23 protein-coding genes are annotated in these 21,585 nt (G+C 44.0%); 10 read left to right on the top strand and 13 right to left on the bottom strand.

The window, feature by feature from the left end; genetic code table 11:
• Positions 1–147: 147 nt before the first annotated feature.
• Positions 148–1,038, bottom strand: coding sequence for a class A beta-lactamase, subclass A2 (gene bla, locus IPM95_03620; protein ID MBK9328406.1), 891 nt, complete (start codon positions 1,036–1,038; stop codon positions 148–150).
• A 93-nt stretch (positions 1,039–1,131) separates the two neighbouring features.
• On the opposite strand from bla, the gene IPM95_03615 reads away from it, so the two are divergent.
• Together IPM95_03615 and IPM95_03610 are read left to right on the top strand one after the other, a co-directional pair.
• Positions 1,132–1,821 carry a hypothetical protein gene (locus tag IPM95_03615; GenBank protein MBK9328405.1) on the top strand — a complete coding sequence of 230 codons (690 nt, stop codon included), beginning with the start codon at positions 1,132–1,134 and terminating at the stop codon, positions 1,819–1,821.
• 227 nt (positions 1,822–2,048) lie between these two features.
• Positions 2,049–3,470: an amidase gene (locus IPM95_03610; GenBank protein MBK9328404.1), complete on the top strand. Its 1,422-nt coding sequence runs from the start codon at positions 2,049–2,051 to the stop codon at positions 3,468–3,470.
• Between the two features lie 47 nt (positions 3,471–3,517).
• Here the strand turns inward: IPM95_03610 and IPM95_03605 are convergent, their stop codons facing one another.
• Complete coding sequence (locus IPM95_03605) at positions 3,518–3,700, bottom strand: hypothetical protein (GenBank protein MBK9328403.1); 183 nt, start codon at positions 3,698–3,700, stop codon at positions 3,518–3,520.
• A 126-nt stretch (positions 3,701–3,826) separates the two neighbouring features.
• Between IPM95_03605 and IPM95_03600 the strand changes: the two genes are divergently transcribed.
• Together IPM95_03600 and IPM95_03595 are read left to right on the top strand one after the other, a co-directional pair.
• Positions 3,827–5,218: a beta-glucosidase gene (locus IPM95_03600; protein ID MBK9328402.1), complete on the top strand. Its 1,392-nt coding sequence runs from the start codon at positions 3,827–3,829 to the stop codon at positions 5,216–5,218.
• 58 nt (positions 5,219–5,276) lie between these two features.
• Positions 5,277–6,641: an alpha/beta hydrolase fold domain-containing protein gene (locus tag IPM95_03595; GenBank protein ID MBK9328401.1), complete on the top strand. Its 1,365-nt coding sequence runs from the start codon at positions 5,277–5,279 to the stop codon at positions 6,639–6,641.
• A 10-nt stretch (positions 6,642–6,651) separates the two neighbouring features.
• Here IPM95_03595 and IPM95_03590 read toward each other — a convergent pair whose 3' ends face one another.
• On the bottom strand, positions 6,652–7,224 hold the full coding sequence (locus IPM95_03590; GenBank protein ID MBK9328400.1) for a hypothetical protein: 573 nt from the start codon (positions 7,222–7,224) through the stop codon (positions 6,652–6,654).
• A gap of 100 nt (positions 7,225–7,324) precedes the next feature.
• On the opposite strand from IPM95_03590, the gene IPM95_03585 reads away from it, so the two are divergent.
• Genes IPM95_03585 through IPM95_03575 form a run of 3 tightly spaced genes read left to right on the top strand, consistent with a single transcriptional unit; the run spans position 7,325 to position 10,174 of the window.
• Positions 7,325–7,588 carry a hypothetical protein gene (locus IPM95_03585; GenBank protein MBK9328399.1) on the top strand — a complete coding sequence of 88 codons (264 nt, stop codon included), beginning with the start codon at positions 7,325–7,327 and terminating at the stop codon, positions 7,586–7,588.
• Complete coding sequence (locus IPM95_03580; protein ID MBK9328398.1) at positions 7,555–9,009, top strand: GMC family oxidoreductase; 1,455 nt, start codon at positions 7,555–7,557, stop codon at positions 9,007–9,009. The genes IPM95_03585 and IPM95_03580 overlap by 34 nt, the downstream gene beginning before the upstream one ends.
• 13 nt (positions 9,010–9,022) lie before the next feature.
• Positions 9,023–10,174, top strand: coding sequence for a dipeptidase (locus IPM95_03575; protein ID MBK9328397.1), 1,152 nt, complete (start codon positions 9,023–9,025; stop codon positions 10,172–10,174).
• Between the two features lie 298 nt (positions 10,175–10,472).
• Here the strand turns inward: IPM95_03575 and IPM95_03570 are convergent, their stop codons facing one another.
• The 7 genes from IPM95_03570 to IPM95_03540 all read right to left on the bottom strand — a co-directional run bounded on the left by IPM95_03570 (position 10,473) and on the right by IPM95_03540 (position 16,608).
• Complete coding sequence (locus tag IPM95_03570; protein ID MBK9328396.1) at positions 10,473–11,000, bottom strand: hypothetical protein; 528 nt, start codon at positions 10,998–11,000, stop codon at positions 10,473–10,475.
• A 467-nt stretch (positions 11,001–11,467) separates the two neighbouring features.
• Positions 11,468–12,232 (bottom strand): alpha/beta fold hydrolase, encoded by a 765-nt coding sequence (locus IPM95_03565; protein MBK9328395.1) that lies wholly within the window; start codon positions 12,230–12,232, stop codon positions 11,468–11,470.
• Between the two features lie 47 nt (positions 12,233–12,279).
• Positions 12,280–12,474 carry a hypothetical protein gene (locus tag IPM95_03560; protein ID MBK9328394.1) on the bottom strand — a complete coding sequence of 65 codons (195 nt, stop codon included), beginning with the start codon at positions 12,472–12,474 and terminating at the stop codon, positions 12,280–12,282.
• Between the two features lie 230 nt (positions 12,475–12,704).
• Positions 12,705–13,406, bottom strand: a complete 702-nt coding sequence (locus IPM95_03555; protein MBK9328393.1) for an amidotransferase — start codon at positions 13,404–13,406, stop codon at positions 12,705–12,707.
• A 294-nt stretch (positions 13,407–13,700) separates the two neighbouring features.
• Positions 13,701–14,093: a hypothetical protein gene (locus IPM95_03550; protein ID MBK9328392.1), complete on the bottom strand. Its 393-nt coding sequence runs from the start codon at positions 14,091–14,093 to the stop codon at positions 13,701–13,703.
• Entirely contained in the window at positions 14,080–14,913 is an 834-nt protein-coding gene (locus tag IPM95_03545; protein MBK9328391.1) for a hypothetical protein, read from the bottom strand. Before IPM95_03545 ends, IPM95_03550 begins: the two co-directional genes overlap by 14 nt.
• Before the next feature lie 675 nt (positions 14,914–15,588).
• Positions 15,589–16,608 carry a DUF2804 domain-containing protein gene (locus IPM95_03540; protein MBK9328390.1) on the bottom strand — a complete coding sequence of 340 codons (1,020 nt, stop codon included), beginning with the start codon at positions 16,606–16,608 and terminating at the stop codon, positions 15,589–15,591.
• Positions 16,609–16,693: 85 nt separating this feature from the next.
• On the opposite strand from IPM95_03540, the gene IPM95_03535 reads away from it, so the two are divergent.
• Positions 16,694–17,569, top strand: a complete 876-nt coding sequence (locus tag IPM95_03535) for an alpha/beta hydrolase (GenBank protein MBK9328389.1) — start codon at positions 16,694–16,696, stop codon at positions 17,567–17,569.
• A gap of 18 nt (positions 17,570–17,587) precedes the next feature.
• A complete protein-coding gene (locus tag IPM95_03530) occupies positions 17,588–18,553 on the top strand; it encodes an alpha/beta fold hydrolase (GenBank protein MBK9328388.1) in 966 nt (321 codons plus the stop codon).
• Between the two features lie 40 nt (positions 18,554–18,593).
• Here IPM95_03530 and IPM95_03525 read toward each other — a convergent pair whose 3' ends face one another.
• From IPM95_03525 to IPM95_03515, 3 genes are all read right to left on the bottom strand, one after another.
• Positions 18,594–18,761 carry a hypothetical protein gene (locus IPM95_03525; protein ID MBK9328387.1) on the bottom strand — a complete coding sequence of 56 codons (168 nt, stop codon included), beginning with the start codon at positions 18,759–18,761 and terminating at the stop codon, positions 18,594–18,596.
• A 64-nt stretch (positions 18,762–18,825) separates the two neighbouring features.
• Complete coding sequence (prfB, locus tag IPM95_03520; GenBank protein MBK9328386.1) at positions 18,826–19,890, bottom strand: peptide chain release factor 2; 1,065 nt, start codon at positions 19,888–19,890, stop codon at positions 18,826–18,828.
• 98 nt (positions 19,891–19,988) lie between these two features.
• Positions 19,989–20,333: a YraN family protein gene (locus IPM95_03515; protein MBK9328385.1), complete on the bottom strand. Its 345-nt coding sequence runs from the start codon at positions 20,331–20,333 to the stop codon at positions 19,989–19,991.
• A 229-nt stretch (positions 20,334–20,562) separates the two neighbouring features.
• On the opposite strand from IPM95_03515, the gene IPM95_03510 reads away from it, so the two are divergent.
• Positions 20,563–21,558 carry a bifunctional phosphoglucose/phosphomannose isomerase gene (locus tag IPM95_03510; GenBank protein MBK9328384.1) on the top strand — a complete coding sequence of 332 codons (996 nt, stop codon included), beginning with the start codon at positions 20,563–20,565 and terminating at the stop codon, positions 21,556–21,558.
• Positions 21,559–21,585 lie beyond the last annotated feature (27 nt).

Raw genomic sequence — 21,585 nt, 5'->3', positions numbered from 1 at the left:
AATGAAATTCACGTTTTCATACCGGGAAAGACAGGTTTAATAAACGAAGTCGGAGATCTCAGGGTAACGGGAGTATGCTTCGATAAATATTGATATAAAACAGCTAACCTGTATGTGTGGAAAATAAGAGGTAAACTTTGTTTTTTTTCATTTTCGGAAATTGTCATACGCAGCTTTACCAATTTGTGCAATTACACGTTCCAAAATCTCATACGGGGCGTATGCATCATTGACAAAGACAGCTATGGCAATGTGTTTCCCGTTCGGCAGGGTGATGATGCCCACATCATTTACTGCTGCAGTCATGCCCTTTGAGTCGGTATCAGAACTGCCTGTCTTATGCGCCACTATCGTTCCAGCGGGTAAGAGATTGACCAAACGGTTTTGCCCGGTGGTTGTCTCTGTCATGAGCTGGTATAAAAATTCTGTATTGGGTTTGGATATAATTTTTCCCTGGTAAAACAGTTGCAGCAGATTTGTCATTTCCTTAGGCGTACACCAGTTTTTGTACTGATTGTTCCATCTCTTATGCATACCGGCTTCATTGTATCTCATCGAAAAATCCTCTATACCGAATTTGCGGATATATTTCTCCACGGTTTTGGGTTTGCCCAAATGGCGCATCAGCACATCGCAGGCGATATTGTCACTTTGCGACACCATATAACGCAGGAGCTTTTCAAAGGTGATATTGACATTGCCATCCGGAAAGGAGTCACGCATCGGGCTCCAGGTACCCTTGGTCATCTCTTTTGGGGTGATGTGTATTTTGTGCTTCAGGGAAAATTCACCTTTGTCTATTCTGTCCAGAATGGCTAAGGCGATAGGGAATTTAAAAACACTCTGCATCACACAGGGCTGATCACCGTAATACTCGAATTGAGTTGAACTTTCTATATCAATAACAGAAACACTTACCCTGCCTTTTGCGGCATCTGCTAGCATTTTTATTGTACTATAAAGTGAATCCTGCTGGGCATTAACGGAACAGGTAAATCCTATTAGGAAGCAAAACAGTAGGGTGGATATTTTAGGCATGGATTTTGTAATCTGAAACAAATATAAAGAAGCGATTTCAGCAATTTTTTGTAATTTGGATTTATATTTTAGTAAACATACGATTCATTTGACATGCAGAATGTTTTTATTTCAGTGGCCATAGCAGCTTTTCTTGCAGTAGGAATGCTGACGGTAAAGGCTGGAGAGGATAAAAAAAACCCGGTCTCGGTAAAGGATCCGAAAGCGGAAAAGCGCAAAGCGGATTCTTTGCAATATGCCAGTTTCACCACCGATACGAAAGATTATACCTACCTGGATTCACCTAATGAGGTGTTGCTGTTTAATGGCATGAAGATTAAATTGTTGGGCATTCGCCGTTTTCCCATTCCACGTGGTGTAAATGTGGTGATACCGGATGAGATGTCGCAGCGTTTCCTCTATGACCTGGCTGAATTGGAAATGGAAGCAACGAATACGAATTCAAAGGAATTGAAGCTGGGAGCTTCCGCATCGGAGGCATTGTTTATGTCAATTAAATTATACACTAAGGAAATGGGCGGTAAGGCATATGTCTCCCAGTATGCTTTATCTTTTGGTTCTGTATACGCCAGTATGGAACCGGCACAACCGGAACAGGTACCTGTTATATATAAAACAACCACTGCTATGATTAATGAATCCTATAAGCCGGGTGAAACCAAAAAGTGCAGAGGGATTATTGTTTGTATGGAAAAGAAAGCAAAGACCGTAGAAAAAATGATTATCAATAATCAGGAATTTGGTACCAATAAATCTTACGGCTGTCTGGTGGACTTAAAATAATCAGAACTTCTTTTTAAAACCATTTCTAAGCATTTCAAACAATTTCGCTTTAGAAGTACATTTTTTTCTGCCTTTTGAAGTATTATGCTATAAATGGAGAAATTAATTATTATCTTTTTCCTTTTTGTTCTTCTATTTAATTCATTAATTTCTCTGACGTGGAATTGGGATTGTATTATTTGACGTTTGTCAACTCATTTGTATCTAAACACTCATAGCTTTATAAGATGAATAACAAAATCAACGCCTTTGCCAATGACGCGCTTGGAACGCTGGACGCCGTGGGTGTAGCGGAAGCCATTGCCTCTAAAAAGATTTCAGTTGCAGAAGCGACGGAAGCCGCCATCGCCCGTGCCGAGAAGGTCAACGGTGCCTTGAATGCCATTGTATTGAAAACATACGACGATGCGCGTCATACTGAAAATTTAAATGATAAAGGATTACTTTATGGTGTTCCGGCATTTATCAAGGATAACGAAAATATCAAAGGGTATCCTACACAAAAAGGAACCGGTGCCTTCAAGGCGAAACCTGCAAAAAGCAACAGTAAATATGTAAAACAGTTTTTGTCGACCGGCGTAAACTGCATAGGTAAAAGTACGCTGCCCGAGTTTGGCTTTATCTGCAGTACGGAAAATGAACGCTGGGGTATCACACGTAATCCCTGGGATACTGAGTATACGACCGGTGGTTCTTCCTCCGGTTCCGCTGCACTGGTGGCGAGTGGTGTCGTGCCGATTGCGATTGCAAACGATGGCGCAGGTTCCACCCGCCTGCCGGCATCCTGCTGCGGACTGGTAGGTTTGAAACCTACGCGTGATCGCCTGAAACCCATGTTCGGCACGGAAACATTGCCTGTCAATATCGTTTATTCCGGGGTGTTGACAAGAACAGTGAGGGATACTGCAGCTTTTTACGCGGCAGCAGAACAATATTACCGTAATTCAAAATTGCCTGAATTAGGCCATGTGCAATTACCGGTTAACCGTCGGTTACGTATTGCCTTCTTTGAGAATTTACCAGACGGTCGGCAAGGCCATATGGACGAGGATACCTATCGGGTTCAGCTGGAAACAGCCAGATTGCTGGAATCACTCGGCCACAAGGTGGAAATGATTAAAGTACCGGTGAATATCGAGGAACTTACCGTTCATTACCTGAACTATTACGGGTTCTTATCATACATGACGAGTAATTTTGGAAGGCTGGTGCTGGGATCCAAGGTGGACAAGTCTGTACTCGAACCTTTTACGCTGGGGCTGATGAATACATTCAGCAAGAATAAACTAGCCCTTCCGGGAAGTCTGCGAACCTTGAAGCGGGTTGCTGAAAAAACGGAACGGGATATCGAAAAGGATTTTGATTTGGTCATGACCAGTGTCACCACAAAGACAACTCCTAAGATAGGGTATTTTTCGCCGACGCTGAGTTATGAAGAAGTTGCCTATCGTGCGGCTGATTTTGCCTCATTTCTGCCCCTGTTCAACATTTCCGGTTCACCGGCGATTGCGTTGCCATTAGGGGTGGCTTCCAATGGCATGCCGGTCGGCGTTCAGTTTGCCGCGCCACACGGACAGGATCGTTTGTTGCTGGAACTCGCACTCGAACTGGAATCCGTACAGCCGTTCAGGCAGATATACAATGTGTAGTTGTTCTGTTACTGCTTTGGTGAGATGAGATGCGATGTCGATTCCCTTTATTTATCGTGCAGCACTTGCCGGATTCCTGCATAATAGGTGATGCACGCAGAGACCAGCAGCGCAATGAATCCTTTCGACTGGGCATTGGTCAAAGGGGCATCCACCCGGAACATGATAAGTGAAATGATTATTGTCGGTACTATCCATCCGATAAGTGGTAACCAGTATTTGAATTTCATAGGCATAATCTTATATCCTGTTAAGATAAGATTTTTGCGCGGAATATTTAGGATGATTGCAAATATCCATTTTTCATTTTTCAGTTGTACTGAATTTTTAATTATCTTAAAGCAAACAATTAATGAATGGGATCAGATAATAATCTGGCTACAGATATGAAGACAGAGACGGCAAATGAACGGCAAATAAGCGCTTCCCAATTTGGTAAAGATTTTGTGTGGGGAACGGCTACAGCTTCCTACCAGATTGAAGGTGCCTGGAATCTGGATGGCAAGGGAGAATCCATCTGGGATCACTTCACCCATCATACGAGAAGAGTTAAAAACCGGGCTACGGGTGATGTAGCCTGTGATTTTTATCATCGGTATGAAAGCGATATCGAACTCATGCACAGGATGAAAATTCCCGCATCTCGTTTCTCCATCAGTTGGCCGCGCCTGATTCCGGATGGTACAGGAGCCGTCAATCAGAAAGGGCTGGACTTTTATAATCGCGTCATAGATAAATGTTTGAAAGAATATATTAATCCGTGGGTAACCTGTTATCACTGGGACCTGCCGCAAAAACTGCAGGAAAAGGGTGGCTGGGCCAACCGCGATATACTCGGCTGGTTTGAGGAATATGTTGCTTTATGTGCCAAACAGTTTGGAGACAGGGCGAAGAACTGGATGGTGTTCAATGAGCCGGTATCTTTTATACATGGCGGCTATCTGGCAGGCGTGGGAGCCCCCGGAAAAATCGGTTTCCGGAATTTCTATCCGGCAGTCCACTATGCCACCTTATGTCAGGGCGTCGGAGGAAGGGCATTGAAAGCGCTCGTAAAAGACGGGAATATCGGTACCACTTATTCCTGTATGCCTGTTGACCCTTTAAATGACTCAGCAGGAAGCATAGATGCAGCCAGACGATACGATGCGCTGTTAAACCGTATTTTTATTGAACCGACTCTTGGGATGGGATATCCGGTGGATGCCCTTCCCGCACTCAGGAAACTTGAAAAATATTTCAAGCCGGAAGATGAAAAAAATATCGTACACGACTTTGATTTCATAGGTCTGCAGAATTATACTAGGCTGGTCATCAAACCCTTGTTTTTTATTCCGGTGGTTCGGGGAATCCCCGTCAAACCGGGCCGATTCGGCAATGATGTCACGGAGATGAACTGGGAAGTCTATCCCGAAGGAATCTATAAAATCATCCGGCAGTTTGCGCAATACAGTCAAATAAAGAAATTCTATATCACTGAAAATGGAGCAGCTTTCAAAGATGAAGTGGTGAACGGCGAAGTAAATGACTACAAAAGAATTCAGTACCTGAAGGATTATTTAGCACAGGTGCTCCGGGCGAAAAATGATGGCATCGATATCGGCGGCTATTTTGTATGGTCCTTCATGGATAATTTTGAATGGGCGGAAGGTTACCGTCCGAGATTCGGACTGGTCCATGTGGACTATGATACCCAAAAACGCACCGTTAAGGATTCCGGAAAATGGTTTTCCCGATTTTTAAACAGTTAAGTAAAAAGTTCAGCTAAAGCACGTTTTTTTTTATTTATTTTTATAGCACATTCATTATATGGAAAGATATTTACATACCAATACTTCTCTTCAGATTAGAAAATGGCTGCCTGCCCTGCTACTGATGCAAATCGTGTTTTTTTCTGCTTACGCACAGTGCCCGCAGCGTTACAGGGACAGGGTTTTTACAGATACCAAACCGAGCCTGGATATCGGATATGGCGGCAATAAGCTGAATGTTGACGGAACATACACATTCCTGGCATACGATCTTTTTGAACCAAAAGATGATACGGCACAACTGCGTCCGTTGGTCGTTCTGATACACGGCGGTGGTTTTACCAATCAGATACCGTTAAACCGAAAAAGCCCGGAGATTATTGAAATCGCAAAAGACCTGGCAAAACGGGGATATGTAACCGCTTCACCCGAGTATCGCTTATTCGGTGGCGAGACCACCTATGATAAAATGTTGGGTACTGTTCCTGCTGCATTTCTAGACATCAATTCGTTTATGTGTTACATGGCCAATTCGGTGCAACACGGAAATCCATACCGGATAGACACTTCTAAAGTCTTTATCGGAGGTTCTTCCGCCGGCGCACTCCTTGCATTGAATTTTTCCGTTTTTGTAAATGATACTGCTGATCTAACCGGAGAGATGAAACGGGCCATGAATATTGTCACCGCACTCGACAGGGTAAATCCGCAAACCATCCTGCAAAACAAGTTTTGTGGTTTACGGCCCAAAGGACTTCTGTTGATCTCCGGTGCCATGATTGATACCAGTTTAATTAAGCCGGTGAATACGCCTGTCTTTTTAGTCCATGGAATGCTGGACGGTGCCTTGCCCTTTTATGAAGGGAATGCGTTGGGGGATCCGGCATTGCCTAAAGTATTTGGGCCGGGAATCTTTAGGAATCAATTGGAACGTGCCGGTATTCCCGTAGAAGCCCATATTTATCCGGATAAATACCACGTGCCTGTATTGTTTCCATTCGGGGATAATTTGCTTCTGGCCCTGCAGTTAACGTTACAGACAGGCTCTATCTTCGATAAACCGGTCATGGACAGCACACAGCGGCAAATGGCGGATTTTTGTTACAGGCTGATGGGCAGCCCGGCTACCGATTGCTCGGTGACTGCCGTAAAACAAAATGTCATTACCGGTCAGCTGAACATCACACCCAATCCAGCAGCAGGCTTGTTTAACGTACAACTTCCCAAAGCACTCCTCTATAAAAATGTTCGCATAATAGTGTATAACATCACCGGTCAAGCGGTCTATGATGAAGCGGTTCATACTGCCGGAAATATAGCCATCGATATCACCGGCCAGACAAGGGGAATGTATATGTTAACTTTGACGGTGGAGCAAGCCGACGGACCTTATCTTTATGCAGATAAGTTGATGTATCATTAGAAGGATCGGATTACCGTTTGCGTGGTAGGGGTTCTGTTTTTTCCAATGGGCCTTCTTTTTTTAATATCCAGTAATCGGATAACGGAATAAACAGGCTTCCTATCTTAAAGACTTCCCATCCAAGCAGCAGTTCCGTGGACCCTTCATTGATGGCCACCAGCGGGCAATAACCCAGTGCAGCGGGGTCTCCCGGTTTGTTACCTGCAACTCCGTAATCGAGGTAGTCAGCACCTTCCCAGCCTTTTGGAAATTTTTTACCCTTTGCCGGTAACAGATGGTAATGTCCGAAAGAAAGATCATTTCCTTTTTTATCTTTTTTAGGGGTTTGCGGACCGTCCCATCCCTGTTGCTGCAGTTTCACATTCCAGCCACGCAGTACGCCTGTTTCCGGATCGCGGTAAAAAGTTTTACGAAACGTTTTCCAGAAAAATTTATGAAACCAGGAAGGCATACCTACATCAATGCCCAGGTATTGTGTATTGTCCAACTCTTTCGTTTTGATGGGGTGGCCGTTTTGAAATACCTGAACGATTTCCTGTTTGCTCATCTTTAATAATTCATCCAGCGTGTATTGCTTTCCCATGGTGTATCTGTATATTTGAATGATAAGACCGTTGTAAATAAAAATAAATTTATTTACCCGACTTATAAATTTAGCATAAAAAACAATATTTTTAGCGTTAGTGGAGGCAATCTTTAAAACGATAGTACTGGGATGGACAGGGAAAGGGCTTCCGCGCGAATTTCCGTGGCATGTCCGTTTTGCGTTGCGCGCATCGGTGCTGGTTGCACACATTTTTGCCATCTTTCAGTATGGATTGCCATTCAACAGGATGAATGCTGAAAAAAAACAAGCGATTATCCGTAAAATATACAGTCATTCCAACCCCAACATCCGCAGCATTTTTGAATTATGGAAGACAATGGCCTTTTTGACACAATGCTGATGAATGATTCCATACACGCGGTAGAAGACGATGCTGACTTTGTCATCATCGGTTCCGGATGTGCCGGTTCCACCGTTGCACGTTGGCTTTCTGCTGCGGGTAAAAGTGTCATTCTCGTCGAAGAAGGTGCACCGCACCAACCCGGTTTAGGCAGTTCCATGGAAATCATGTCAAAGATGTACCGCGATGCGGGTACCAGTGTTTGCTTAGGCGAGGAAACGGTTCCGTTACTGCAGGGAAAATGTCTGGGCGGCGGCTCCGTCATCAACGCAGCCATACAGATTCGTTTTCCGGAATGGGTATGGCAGGAATGGGTGGCTGCCGATAAGAAATGGGAAAGACTGTTGCCCTGGAAGGAACTCATGGAAGCCAACGATATTCTCGACAGGGAATTGCAGATAACGGAAACTCCCCCGCATCTGCTGGGAGGAAACGGCGTTGCCATGCTGAAAGGCTTTGGCGATATGGCACATCCCATCCGCAGAAATACACCGGGCTGCAAAGGTTTGGGAAGATGCATATTGGGCTGCCCGAACGACGGCAAAGAAAGTACGGACAAAAATTATATATCTATGTCCGTGAAGAATGGTGCAAGGGTGTACAGCAGCTGTGCAGTGAAAAAGGTTGTCATTCAGCATAAACGCGCCGTCGGAGTGGAAGGTAAATTCACCTCGGGAGCTTCTTTCAAGGCACATGCCAGACAGGCCGTGATTCTGGCAGCCAGTGCGGTACAGACACCCTGGCTCCTGCTGAATAGCGGCGTTAAGCTGCAGGGTAACGGCTTTATGGCGCATCCCGGCTCGTCCATCATGGGCTTGTTTGATGAAAAGATAAGCACCGGTCCGGGCGGAACGCAAACGGCAGAATCGCTGCACTGGCTAAAAGAAAATATCAAGTTTGAAAGCATGCTGCTGCCCTATGATTTGAAAGCGGCACGTGTACCCGGCATTGGAAAAGAACTGCAAAGCCGCCTGGAGAAAATAGACCATACGGCATACTGGCAGGTGGCCTGTAAGGCGGAAGCCCGCGGGCAGGTCATTCGCGGGCCATTCGGGGCAATGGTAAAGTATAGCCTGACGAACAAAGACAGAAGCACTATCCTGCGCGGCATCTCCATGATGGCGGAAGCCATGTTTGTCGCCGGTGCGAAAGAAGTATGGCCGCACGTATATGGTGTCCCGGAAGCGATTACCACGGTGGAACAGGCGCGCGCCATTGCCGGCATAAAACCGGGGCCGGGCATTATGCCGATGGCGGCCACCCATCTGTTTTGCGGGGTCAATGTGCGGGATAGATTTCAGTTGGAAGGTATAGACGGACTAGTGGTGGCTGATTCTTCCTTTTTTCCGGGTAATATCGGTGTCAATCCTATGTCATCTATCATGTCTGCCGCTGCCTTGGTGGCGCAGGCCTGGTCTTAAATACGTTCATTCCATGACAGTACTGATTGTTTTATTGCTGGCGTCAGCCATTTTCTTCTTTTTCTTTTTGGGAAAACTGGTGGACGGCAACATCAATAGATGCGATTATCCCGGCACCGGCGAGGTTTCCGAAAAGGCAAAATCACTGCATGCGAAACTGCTCATTGCCGATATGCATGCCGACAGTTTCCTGTGGGACCGCAATTTTTTGGAGCGCAATCAACGCGGACATATCGACCTGCCCCGTATGCTGGAAGGAAATGCAGCACTCCAGATTTTTGATGCCGTCACGCAAACACCCAGAGGGCTCAATTATGACCGGAACGATGACCGCACGGATAATATAACCCTGCTTACCATTGCGAACCGAAGGCCGCCGCGCAGCTGGTTCAGTTTAAAAGAAAGGGCGCTGCACAATGCAGAGCTGGTTCATAAAGCCGCCGCGAATTCGGCAGGACGGTTCAGTGTCATTAAAAATCAGAAAGAACTGAACGCATTTCTGGAGAAGCGGATCCATTCGCTGAAAATGGCGGCAGGCATGCTGGCGGTGGAGGGGCTGCACGCGCTGGAAGGCAGGCTGGAAAATCTGGAGGTGCTGCACCAGGCCGGATACCGGATGATGGGGCTTGTGCACTTCTTTGACAACGATGCGGGCGGTTCTTCCACCGGCATGCAAAAGGGGGGACTGACCGATTTTGGAAAGGCAGCAGTGCGAAAGATGGAGGAACTGTATATCACCGTTGACCTGGCGCATGCGTCCGAACAGCTGATTGAGGATGTGCTGGCGTATTCCCATAAACCGGTCGTGGTGTCGCATACAGGGTTACGAGGCACGAAGGACAGTCTGCGTAACCTCAGCGATGCACACTTGAAAGCCGTGGCGGAAAAAGGCGGGCTCATCGGCATCGGTTACTGGAGCGAAGCGGTGTGCGACATCTCACCGGCGGGTATTGCGAAAACCATCCGCTATGCCGTGAACCGGGCAGGTGTGGAGCATATAGCACTCGGTTCGGATTTTGACGGAGCTGTGGCCACCCAGTTCGATATCAGTTCGCTGGTTTTGCTCACGGATGCCTTGCTGAAGGAAGGGTTTGAAGAAGAAGAGGTAGCACAGATTATGGGCGGCAACCAAATCCGGTTTTTACAGCAATGGCTGCCGGCGTAGCGACCGCAACGCCTGTCTGTCGTTTTCGTCTTACCACCCTCGAGGTCACACTGAATGAAGAGAGGTACATTTTATTTGCGAAAAATCAATGGAATGAGCCAGAATTGCGTAAGTGCGGAGTATTCAAAGGTTGTTACCTTCTTGCCGATAGGATGGGGTTGTAGTTTCAACCCTCGAGGTGGACTGAAGTAATCCTGCGGAACACTCGCCAGATAAAAAACAAACAAAATGTGCGGCAAGGACAATCAGTGATGCGCTAAGACCAGGGTGTAATGTATTTGCAGTTTGAGGACTGTTTTTATATATCTATTGTCAATATTGCCCAGAATTTATGGCCATCTTCGTTAGCTGCTATCTTATTTTCTCCTTCCCGCAATTTATAAAAACTTAATCTGTCGCTTATAAGGTGTTCCTTATCTTCTTCATCCAGATTATTGTGTTTTGCCCAAAGTTTGCCAAGTTCCGGTGTCTGAAATGCATACCAGAAGCGAATACCATTAACTCTTTCTTTTTGAAATTTTTCAGCAAGCAAGATCAGCGTCTTGACACCAAGCATAAAAGCATTTTTGCTGTCTGCAGGTGCTATAAGCCAGTCTACGTGAAAATGATTTTCGTTGTCTTCAATAATGGATTGATTTTCCCAGTCCTGCGTTGCTTTGTAAAGCCCTCCAAATGATTCTAAAGTGATTCCCAGTCCTGTCATTATTATTTTGTCGGTAAGTATCTTATGAACTTCTGCAGGCAGGTCAATTGAAAACGAAAGGTCGCCCGGCAGATGGTATTCTTTCAAAAGTTGCTTGAATATTTCGTTGTATGTTATTGACATAGGTTTGCCGCTAACTCTAAAATAGATGCAATTGTACAAATTTCCAAATATTAGGCATTTACCGTATTCCCTCCGATAGCTAAATGGAGAGAGGATAAAGCCTATGCAGCCGCCTGTTGTGTTCCCGTCAAATCGAACGAAGTAGCTGCCTTTCATCCCGTCATAGCCAGTACAGCGAAGTTATCTGCTGCAAATGTTTTCAAGAACTGTATTAGTTGGCTGTTTCCCGACCCTCGAGGTCGGCAGTTTTGAAAATTTGTCAGAGGACTTTGAAAAAGGACTCGATAAAGGAGAATAAGCGGATGGAGATTTTTGCGGAGCTAAAAGATAGTAACGGTAGAAAAATGTCTACTATTGAGTGGCACTATAAACAGGGTGGCTTACAAGTCACCTTTATTATAAAGATAAATCTTGACATAATTTTGCTTACTGTTGTTTTTTTAGGTTGGCAGTTCGTTGGTTACAAACTAACGACGGCGAACGGTATTTTGTAATTTTTTTAACATTTCAATTATTTCATTTTCAATAATTTCCGGTTGGTCTTGATTGATGTAATGTCCACTATTTGTCGCTAAAATCTGTTTACTCTCTGAGGATAAATTTAATAAATTCTTTTGCATTTTATCCCAAGCATTTAGCATCTCTGATTTCAATTTTTCGTCTGAAATAAAATTGTTAAACCGATTTTTATCAGCAGCTGTAATTACAACCAACGGTATAGAATCAAATGAATTTATTTTGCTTGCTTCGTTCTTAATATTCTTCATTTCATCTTGTTCTTCAAGTACACCATAAGCACTTTTATACAACAAAGTTGGCATGATTGAATTCTGATACTTGTATTGTTCTGTATTTGGGAACATATTGTCAAACATTACTCTTACAAATCCAAACTCGTTTCCAAATTTTAAAAATCTGCTTGGTAATCCCTGATTTACCATTTCATACAATTTTGGAGATAAAAAATCTTGATCATTGGGAAACTGACTGTCTACAAGTATTATTCCTGCGACATCTGGTGAATATTTTTTAACAAAAAAACGAGTTAAGATACCTCCTAAAGAGTGTCCAACTAAAATGTATGGCTTCGGTGCTTTTGCTTTTTTCAATAATTCGTACAATTCTTCAGCAATTTTCTCACCTGATTTAGGATTTATTCCTCTTTCGCTCCATAATACACCCGCTCTGTCATAGGAAATAGTTGTAAATGTTTTAGGTAGGTTTTTTTGTATATTTAACCATTGTAAATGCCCAGCCGGATCAAAGGCTGTTTCAAAAACTACAGTTTGTCCACCTGTTCCTTTTGTAAATAATGTAAACGATGATTTTCAAGTTGAACAAAATCCCCATATGGTGAAATTTTTTCTGCTTCTGTGCGAGATACTCTCTCAAAAATAAATCCAGAAATTAATACTATTACAATTAGAACAAAAAGTCCTACGCCTATTTTTTTAATCATTTTGATGATATTCATACTATATATTGATGTTGATTAATTACTGCAGGTAAAGTCAGATTGTGAAAAATCTTCCTCATCTGTTTATAAATATAAATAAAAGATAGAAATCTCTCGCCTTTGTTGGCTACATACAACGACTACGAGGGTGCGGGATTGTGGAGCTTCGTCTGTATCCCCCGTGACAAGCCCCGATGTAGGATGAGACGTTGCAAACCTTCTACATCCCGCATTTTTGCTAGGGTTTGTTACCAGCTGTTGTTTTTTATAAGTCTGTTTAAAATTTGAAACATAATTTTATTATTTGATTCTATAAATTCTGTTTGATTTAGAATTTCGCTTTCTGACTGGATATACTTTCCATTATTCAATTCATTTCTACCATTCTTTAACATTGCAGCAACACTATTTTTAGTTACTTCTAAATGGAATTGAAGTCCCAAAACCTTTTTATTGTATAAAAATGCTTGATTTTCGCAACATTCTGAATAAGCTAAACGCATTGAATTATTGGGCAATTTATACGTTTCACCATGCCAATGAAATACCTTTAATCTTTTAGTATTATTATTTATTATATTTTCAGATTCATTTTGTTCAATTAAATTTATATCATGCCATCCTATCTCCTTCTCTGAATTTCTGTATACTTCTTCACCTAATACATTTGCAACAAGCTGAGATCCTAAACAGATTCCGATGACTATTTTATTTTTTACAATTGCTTCTTTAATTGCATTTTTCTCAGTCTTAAGCCAGGTGAATTTTCCCTCATCATTAACACTCATCGGCCCTCCCATTATAATTAACAAATCTATATCATCAATATTGGGAATTTTATGATTTTCAAAGAATCGTGTATAATTTAAAATATGACCATTCAATTCAATCCAACTTGCAATACAACCTAAATCTTCGTAATGTACGTGCTGAAAACATTGTATATTCATAATTTTCTTATTTAATTTTGTTTTCGGAACTAATTTATTGTACTCAAACTAATAATAGCCGATAACGGTTTTGCAGTTTGGCGAAGGTGGCGATTTTTACCACAAATGTTGATGCGGAGAACTGAACTTTCTGTAACCATAAAAGTGTCTGCGGAGAACGAAACCGCCACTTTTGCCAAATTGTTGTTAGCGGCATGTGCCATTACTCGTCCACAGGAAGAGTTACCGTACAGGTTGAACTGATACTCTCCTTGTCTGACTGTGAACTGCGACAAAGTAAATGTATCACACAAACTATTGTAGTATCTTATGTAAAACCACATGTTGTCTGCCATCAGCAATAATTAAAAAGTCTTTGGTAAAAGGTGGTTTGTAATAGATGCCACCGAAAATAATTTTGAGCCGTGTTAAGAAATCTTTGTTGTGTGTCAACTCGTAATATATTTGTTGCAAACCTCCAAAAACTATTGCCGTTGCAGACAACTCCAATGCAGGCTGATGGGTTAGTCCAAAGTTGGGTTCGTTTTCAGGTAAGTCGCAATAAGTTCCAAAAATATAGTCCCAAAGTCCGGTATTTCCGCCAAGGTTTGCCATGGCGTGGTCTTCGTGCGATGAATGATGCAAGACATGATAAGGGCCGGTAACAAATAGTTTAGAAATGAAGTTTAGAACCTTATTGTTTTTCATAGGCTGATAAAAAAGTAGCTGCATGGTTAGTTACTTCTAGCAATTGATAAAATACCGCAAAACCAAAAAACATAATAACAACAGTTTCCTGTTCGGTAGTAATGAGTTTAGAAATTAGAACTACTATAACTGTCTCAATAATGACTACAATCCAACCGATAATAAACTGCATGTCGGCTAAAAAACCTGTGCCATTAGTCAGGGCAGTGGTAACATGGTGCGGACGATGCGAAAGCAACCACATTAGTCGTGATACATGACCTAAATAATGGTTGACGTAGAGCAAAAAAGACCAAACTAGATAGATAATAATTGCTGCTACAACACCTGGCAATTGTATCAGGTTTGGAATGAGGTGATAAACGCTTTTGGCTTTTGAACCACTATCGGTAATTAACCCGTAAACATCATTTGCCTGCCAGCCGGCTAAAAGTTGAAGCGTTTTTGAAAGCGTAAAGGCAAATACAATAAAAACTAGTTGAGACAATATCGTGCTACTAACTATCCAATACAAATAATTAGCTGAAATTTTATTATTAGGTCTGTTATTATACCTAAAGAAGTCATACAGGGCTAATGCCACTCTGTATAGGCTGATAACCGCTATTGTAATCAGCACAACTTTGATATAAAACGAATACTTGGGATTGGCAAATAATTCATCCTTGTCAAGCGGAACCGCGACTAGTGTCCATGAAAAAGTAATCACATACACTATCAATACATAAAAAGGGATAAACAGAAGCAGAAATACAGGTAATACCCATTTTTGATTTTGCTCGGCTATATTGAGATTACTAAAGGGATTTGCAAATTTCATTGAAGCAAAGTTATAATATTCTATATGTCGGTTATTCGTATTCGGTCTGTCGTGCTACACTTTTTAGATTAAGGGCTAATGGTGCGAAGGCATTACAGCCAACGTTGCCGGGGGCGCGGGCCGGGGGGGGGCGCCCCCCCCCGGGCGGGGTGTTGGGGGTGGCGGTGCCGCGGGGGGGGGGGGGGGCGGCGGGATTCTTTTTTTTTTTTTTTTTTTTTTTTTCCCTTCCCGCCCGCCCCCCCCGCCCCTCCCCCCCCTTTCTCTCTTCTCCTTCCCTCCTCGCGGCCCCCCGCGTATTTTCCCCCCGTCTTTTTTTCCCAACCCCCCCTCCCACGCGGAGAAACTTCCTGATGCCCCCCCCCCCCCCCCGGGCCCGGGCCCCCTTTTCTTTTTTTTGGGAATTTTTTTTCTTTTCTCCCCCAAACCCCTCTTTTTTCTTCTCCCCCTAACTGTTTATATGCGCACCATTGGTTCGCATATACTAACTACTCTATGTTGTATACACGCTCCTTTGTTACGTTTTGTCAAATATAGTATTTTTCATAAATAATCAAATAGGTATATTATATTTTGTATGCTCTTAGTGCTTATTTGTGTTTATATCTCCGCTGTTTTACCAACTATATAGAGAATCGTTTCTTATGTATTGAATAGGTGTCAGTAGCCGCCCTGCTTCTACCATCTGTTCAGCACATCTTCCGCAAATCCCAGCAGCCGGTCAATAGTGAGCACTATGCCGTCATCCAGTATCACCTTTCCGCTGAAATAACCGAACACCTGGTGCTGTTTGGATTGCAGCAGCAGCAGGTTGGTATTGGAATAGCGGTCTATCGCAGGTTGAAAATCTAATTCAAAACGCCCGTCGTTACTCGTGAATTTCCAGGGCTGCAGGTAGTCGTTCGTGTGGATGATGAATTTCACATCTTCCAGCTTATGGGCCACGCCGTTGTACAGCAACATGTTCTCCGTGGCCGCCGAGGTATCGCCAAAGCCATAGCCGATATTGAAACCAAACGGCTGTCCGTCCACATAGCCGGATGCGGAACCCCAGTACCAGCGGTTTTTATAGGTCCACACGCCGCGTCCCCAATCCAGCACACCCAGCGCTTTCTCCGGTTCGAATACATGCGTCTCATTGCCAACGGTGAATGAACCCGCCGCCGCCAGGCAGTTGATTTTCTGGTTGTAGTAAAATGCCAGCGGGTCTTCTTTCCAGGGCGTGGCAATTACCATGCTGTCCTTGTTCAGAGGTGTCAGCGATATGCTTCCTGTTATTCCTTTTCGGTTGTTGAACGACGGAAAATCAACATCCAGCTGCCGCCTTCCTTCGATATGCCGAAAGGATATCTGCACCTTTTTGTGCTGTACCACCGTATCGCCGAAGGCGGAGTGCGAGGGCATATTTAATTTCCCCATCGTAAACGGGAGGAGTACCATGTCGGTGGTTTCTTTATTATGAATGAAATCAAACACGTTGACGGCTATCAGGGACAGGTAGGAATTATCCGCCACGGTGAGTGCAATGCCAAAATCTTCCTGCAGGATGCAGTAATAATCCCATTCCTTGATTCGCAGTCCGGAGGCCTTGATGGCATTGCGGTCATACCGTAAAACTAAATCTTTTGCCCAGCCTTTTTGCGAAAGGCTGCCTTCTTCGTTCAGCAGGGGTCCTGCTTGTGTGATTTCGTGCTGCATGTGTGAAAGTTTGAAAAATAAGTGATGCTTGTTTGATAAATTTAGGGAATAAATTTACTTTTATGCTCATTCAAACTCAATGAAAATGGATAACAGGACTATCACGCACGAATTTGTGGAAGTAAACGGCATTAAACTGCACATCGCCAGACAGGGCACCGGCAAAAAGCTGGTGGTGCTCCTGCACGGCTGGCCGGAGTTCTGGTACACCTGGCGGTATCAGATTCCTGTGCTCGCGGAAAAATATACGGTGGTGGCTCCGGATTTACGGGGGTTTAACCTGAGTGATAAACCGCACGGAGTGTCCAATTATAAAACCGATGTGGTGGCTTCGGATATCGCGGCGCTGATTCCGAAACTGGGTTTTGATAAGGCGTTTATCGTCGGCCACGACTGGGGCGGTGCGGTGGCGTGGGCATTCGCGGCCATGTATCCCGGGATGACGGAAAAACTGGCGGTGCTGAACTGCCCGCATCCGAAAGAGATGCTGAAGAGTTTTAAGGAAAATCCGTCACAGTTGCTGCGCAGCTGGTATATGTTCATGCACCAGATTCCGTTATTGCCGGAGTTGCTGTACTCGTATGTGTTGCCCTTGTTCTTCAAACAATTTGTACGCGGATGGATGTACCACAAGGAAAATTTCACGGATGCTGACCTGGATGAATTTGTGCATGCCTTTCAGCAAAAAGGCGCGCTGACAGGTTCCATCAATTATTACCGCGCCATGCTGCAGACGAAACCGAATGTCAGCATTTTTAAAAATAAGATACAGTCACCGACGCTGCTGATTTGGGGCGAAGGCGACAAAGCATTGGGCAAGGAACTGACGTTCAATACGCAGCAACACATCAATGCGGCACTGGACATCAGGTATATCAGGGACTGTTCACACTGGACGCAGAATGACTGCCCGGATGAAGTGAATGGCTACCTGCTTGACTTTTTCGGCAGGAATGTATAACTTGAACCTGAAACATAGATGCTCCTGACTTCTCCCATATTGAAAACCCCGAAGTGGCTTTATACCAGGCACCTGCAAACCATTGTGCCAAATTTATACCGTCAGGTGGAAGGGGTGAGCTATCAGCGCGAGCGGATAGAAACCTGGGACGATGATTTTCTGGATTTAGACTGGAGCCGAATCGACAGTAAACAACTTATTATCATCTCGCATGGTTTTGAGGGCAGTTCCCAGCGTGTGTATGCCAAAGGCCTGGTAAAAATTCTGAATAAAAACGGATATGATGTCTGTGTCTGGAATTACAGGGGATGCAGCGGGGAAGACAACCGTCAGTTTTTCGGGTATCATTCCGGGAAAACGGAAGACCTGCATTATGTGATTGAACACATCCAGAAAAATAATACCTACGATTCCTACAGCCTGATTGGTATTTCCATGGGCGGCAACCTGACCCTGAAATATCTGGGCGAGGAGAAATGGAATAATGTACACACAATAGATGCGGCGGTGGCGGTGTCTGTGCCGCTGCATTACGAAACGTCCTTTCCGCATCTGATCAAAGGGTGGAATAAGATTTATGAACGCCGTTTTACCCAACAGGTGAAAGATAAGGTGCTGTTGAAACAATCCCGTTACCCGGATGCGATGGATTATAAGTCGATCGCGAAAGCCCGGAACTTATGGGAGTTTACGGAACGCTGCACCGTGCCGATGCATGGATTTAAGAATATCCATGATTACAATGTAACCGTTCAGGCATCCACCTACCTCAAAAAGATAAAGACTCCCACCTTGCTGATTAACACGGATAATGACCCCTTGCTGACCAGGGAATGCTATCCTGTCCAGGTGGCCAGAAAATCGAAAAGTTTTCACTTGGAAATTCCCATCGGCGGCGGGCATGTCGGTTTCTGCGAAGACCTGAAAGCCGAACACAACTGGCTGGAAAAAAGACTCGTCAATTATTTTCTGAAAGGAGCCTGATTGGTTAATAGTTATTGGTCCATAGTCCATGGTCCATCGTCTATTGACCATCAAATATGGGCTCAATTTCATGTTCATCTTTCCATGGGCAATGTTTGCAGTCATTCTTGCAGCAATGTCCACGCTTCAGATGATAGGCCTCCGTAATTACCATTCTGCCGATTTCATCCAAATAGTAATCTGCATCTTTGATAAGTTTGTTTTCCATAGTATTCAGGAATAAAGGGTATCCAAAAATGAATTTTGTAAAATCCAACAGTAATTTATAAAAATCAACCTGATTTATGCAAGAGGTAGGCTTTGAAAAATCCGTTGAGGTCGCCGTCCAGCACATTATCCGGGTTGGTCACCTTATAGCCTGTCCGCAAATCTTTCACCCATCGGTCGTCCAGCACATAACTTCGGATCTGCGAGCCCCATTCGTTTTTCATCTTCTGCGCTTCGATGGCATCCCGGGCTTCCAGTTGTTTCTGCAGTTCCGCTTCATACAATTTTGATTTCAGCATCTTCAGGGCCGTTTCACGGTTCTGTATCTGCGAGCGCTGTGTCTGGCATTCGCAGACAATACCACTCGGCAAATGCCGCACGCGTACCGCGGATTCCGTTTTGTTGACGTGCTGTCCGCCGGCACCCTGCGCCCGGAAAACATCCCACTCCAAATCGGCTGGATTGATTTCTATATCGATGGAATCGTCCACAACCGGATGCACAAACACTGAACAGAAGGAGGTCATGCGTTTGCCCTGCGCATTAAATGGAGAGATCCGGACAAGGCGGTGTACGCCGTTCTCGCCTTTCAGCATGCCGAACGCAAAATCACCATCTATTTCCAGCGATACCGATTTGACACCGGCCACCTCACCCGCCTGGTAATCCAGTTCTGTTACTTTATAGTTGTTTTTATTCGCCCACATGGTGTACATGCGCATCAGCATACCTGCCCAGTCGCAGGCTTCCGTACCGCCCGCGCCGGCATTGATTTCGAGAATGGCGCTCAGGTTGTCTTCTTCGTTTTTGAGGGTGGATTTGAATTCATTGTCATCCAGCTCGGCAAGGATGGTTTCGTATTGCCGGTCGACCTCTTCTTCGGTGGCTTCGCCCATTTCCTGGAATTCACGCAATACCATTAAGTCATCGAATTTCTTTTCGACGTTTTTGTACAAAGACACCCAATGCTTGTTCTGCTTGATTTCTTTCATTAAGGCCTGTGCCTTGAGCTGGTCGTCCCAGAAATTCGGCGCTAGGGTTTTGGCTTCGTCGTCTTTAATTTGTTCTGCCTTGTTAGCGACGTCAAAGATACCTCCCAAAAGAGCTGACTCTTTCTTGAAGTGTTTTATATTGTTCGTTGGTCATTTAGTTAAGTTGTGGTTGTAAATGGAATAGTTGACAAAGGTATGAAAAAATCTGTTAATGAATCCAGCAGGCTTGTTGTGGTTCAGTAAAATGCATCTTCAAAATGCGTGATCTTTGTCTCGTTTTCTATCGAGATGATGTCAAAACGCAGCTCACCGGGCCAGTCGGATTGTTGGATATATGCTTCGGCCGCCTCGTGCATTTTTTTCATCTTATGTTTGTCTACAAATTCTTCCGGATGGCCGAATGAGTTGTTTTTTCTGGCTTTCACCTCAATAAACACTACCACGTTGCCATCCCGGGCGATTATGTCAATTTCAGCGTGTTTATGGCGCCAGTTGGTGAACAAAATGCGGTAGTTCTTCTTTATAAGATAGGCCTGTGCTAAAAGTTCGGCATTTTGTCCCGTTTGCGCGTTGTTTTTCATAAAATTAACGTGTATAAAGATAAATGATTTTTGAGTATGGCGATTTTTTCGTTTTTTTACAGTCTGATTATAAACACATAGATTCATGATAAAATGAATTTATTCATTTCTATGTATTCTTTTGGGGTTTATTTTTGCAGGATTTCATTTGAAAAGTGATTTATAGGATTTGCTAAAGCAAATTTTAGCTTAAGAATCTATATTTCGATGTGTTTAAATATAATTAATTATGAAAATGGATGATTTGATACAGGGGTTCCCTGCTCAACTGAAACGAGCGATTGAAATCGGGGAGAAGGCTAAAATCGGTAAGAATAAATTTCCGATACGCAATATTTTAATTTCGGGTCTGGGTGGTTCCGGTATCGGTGGTACGATTTTGTCCAATGTACTGAGAGATGATTTATCCGTGCCTGTTATTGTCAACAAAGAATACCAGATTCCGGCCTTCGTCAATGAGAATACGCTGGTCATCATATCATCGTATTCGGGCAATACCGAAGAAACGTTGTCGGCGCTGATGCAGGCGTTCAAAAAAAATGCGCAGATTGTATGTATCACGTCCGGCGGATTGATTCAGGAATACGCGGAAACGAACGATATCGATTTTGTGAATATTGACGGTGGTTCACCGCCGCGGGCCGCATTCGGACAGTCGTATGTGCAGCTATTGTATATTTTGTTTCATTTAGGTTTGCTGGAAGACGGATTTAAGCAATACCTGCAGGAGGCAATTACCTTACTGGAAACAGACGAAGCAGCCATCAAGTCACAGGCGAAAGAAATTGCACAGAAGTTAAGCGGTAAAATTCCGGTGATTTACTCGGATGCTAAATTTGAAGGAGTATCCATACGTTTCCGTCAGCAAATCAATGAAAATGCAAAAATGCTTTGCTGGCATCATGTGGTGCCGGAAATGAACCATAATGAGCTGGTCGGCTGGCGCGAAAAGAACGAAAACATCGCGGTGGTGTTTATCCGCAATAACCAGGATTTTGAACGCAATCAGGAGCGCATGGAATTTACAAAAGAGGTAGTCGGTCAATATGCCAGTGATGTGATAGAGATTTATTCCAAAGGGGATTACGATCTGGTTCGAAGCATGTATCTGATTCATCTGACAGACTGGGTATCCTATTATCTGGCTGAGTTGAAAGGTGTGGATGCCGTAGAGGTCGATGTGATCGGCAAACTGAAAAACAAGCTCGCGGAACATCCATTTTAGAATTATCCATTGTCCATACCCAATAGC

Source organism: Sphingobacteriales bacterium, from assembly GCA_016719635.1.
In the GTDB taxonomy this organism is placed as follows: Bacteria; Bacteroidota; Bacteroidia; order Chitinophagales; family JADIYW01; genus JADJSS01.
Note: the sequence above shows the minus strand (reverse complement) of the source record. Positions and strands in the feature narration are given on the sequence as shown.

Coding starts and splice junctions, on each gene's coding strand:
- bla (MBK9328406.1), bottom strand. CDS start 1,038: ATGCCTAAAATATCCACCCTACTGTTTTGCTTCCTAATAGGATTTACC.
- IPM95_03615 (MBK9328405.1), top strand. CDS start 1,132: ATGCAGAATGTTTTTATTTCAGTGGCCATAGCAGCTTTTCTTGCAGTA.
- IPM95_03610 (MBK9328404.1), top strand. CDS start 2,049: ATGAATAACAAAATCAACGCCTTTGCCAATGACGCGCTTGGAACGCTG.
- IPM95_03605 (MBK9328403.1), bottom strand. CDS start 3,700: ATGAAATTCAAATACTGGTTACCACTTATCGGATGGATAGTACCGACA.
- IPM95_03600 (MBK9328402.1), top strand. CDS start 3,827: ATGGGATCAGATAATAATCTGGCTACAGATATGAAGACAGAGACGGCA.
- IPM95_03595 (MBK9328401.1), top strand. CDS start 5,277: ATGGAAAGATATTTACATACCAATACTTCTCTTCAGATTAGAAAATGG.
- IPM95_03590 (MBK9328400.1), bottom strand. CDS start 7,224: ATGGGAAAGCAATACACGCTGGATGAATTATTAAAGATGAGCAAACAG.
- IPM95_03580 (MBK9328398.1), top strand. CDS start 7,555: ATGGAAGACAATGGCCTTTTTGACACAATGCTGATGAATGATTCCATA.
- IPM95_03575 (MBK9328397.1), top strand. CDS start 9,023: ATGACAGTACTGATTGTTTTATTGCTGGCGTCAGCCATTTTCTTCTTT.
- IPM95_03570 (MBK9328396.1), bottom strand. CDS start 11,000: ATGTCAATAACATACAACGAAATATTCAAGCAACTTTTGAAAGAATAC.
- IPM95_03560 (MBK9328394.1), bottom strand. CDS start 12,474: ATGAATATCATCAAAATGATTAAAAAAATAGGCGTAGGACTTTTTGTT.
- IPM95_03555 (MBK9328393.1), bottom strand. CDS start 13,406: ATGAATATACAATGTTTTCAGCACGTACATTACGAAGATTTAGGTTGT.
- IPM95_03550 (MBK9328392.1), bottom strand. CDS start 14,093: ATGAAAAACAATAAGGTTCTAAACTTCATTTCTAAACTATTTGTTACC.
- IPM95_03545 (MBK9328391.1), bottom strand. CDS start 14,913: ATGAAATTTGCAAATCCCTTTAGTAATCTCAATATAGCCGAGCAAAAT.
- IPM95_03540 (MBK9328390.1), bottom strand. CDS start 16,608: ATGCAGCACGAAATCACACAAGCAGGACCCCTGCTGAACGAAGAAGGC.
- IPM95_03535 (MBK9328389.1), top strand. CDS start 16,694: ATGGATAACAGGACTATCACGCACGAATTTGTGGAAGTAAACGGCATT.
- IPM95_03530 (MBK9328388.1), top strand. CDS start 17,588: ATGCTCCTGACTTCTCCCATATTGAAAACCCCGAAGTGGCTTTATACC.
- IPM95_03525 (MBK9328387.1), bottom strand. CDS start 18,761: ATGGAAAACAAACTTATCAAAGATGCAGATTACTATTTGGATGAAATC.
- IPM95_03515 (MBK9328385.1), bottom strand. CDS start 20,333: ATGAAAAACAACGCGCAAACGGGACAAAATGCCGAACTTTTAGCACAG.
- IPM95_03510 (MBK9328384.1), top strand. CDS start 20,563: ATGAAAATGGATGATTTGATACAGGGGTTCCCTGCTCAACTGAAACGA.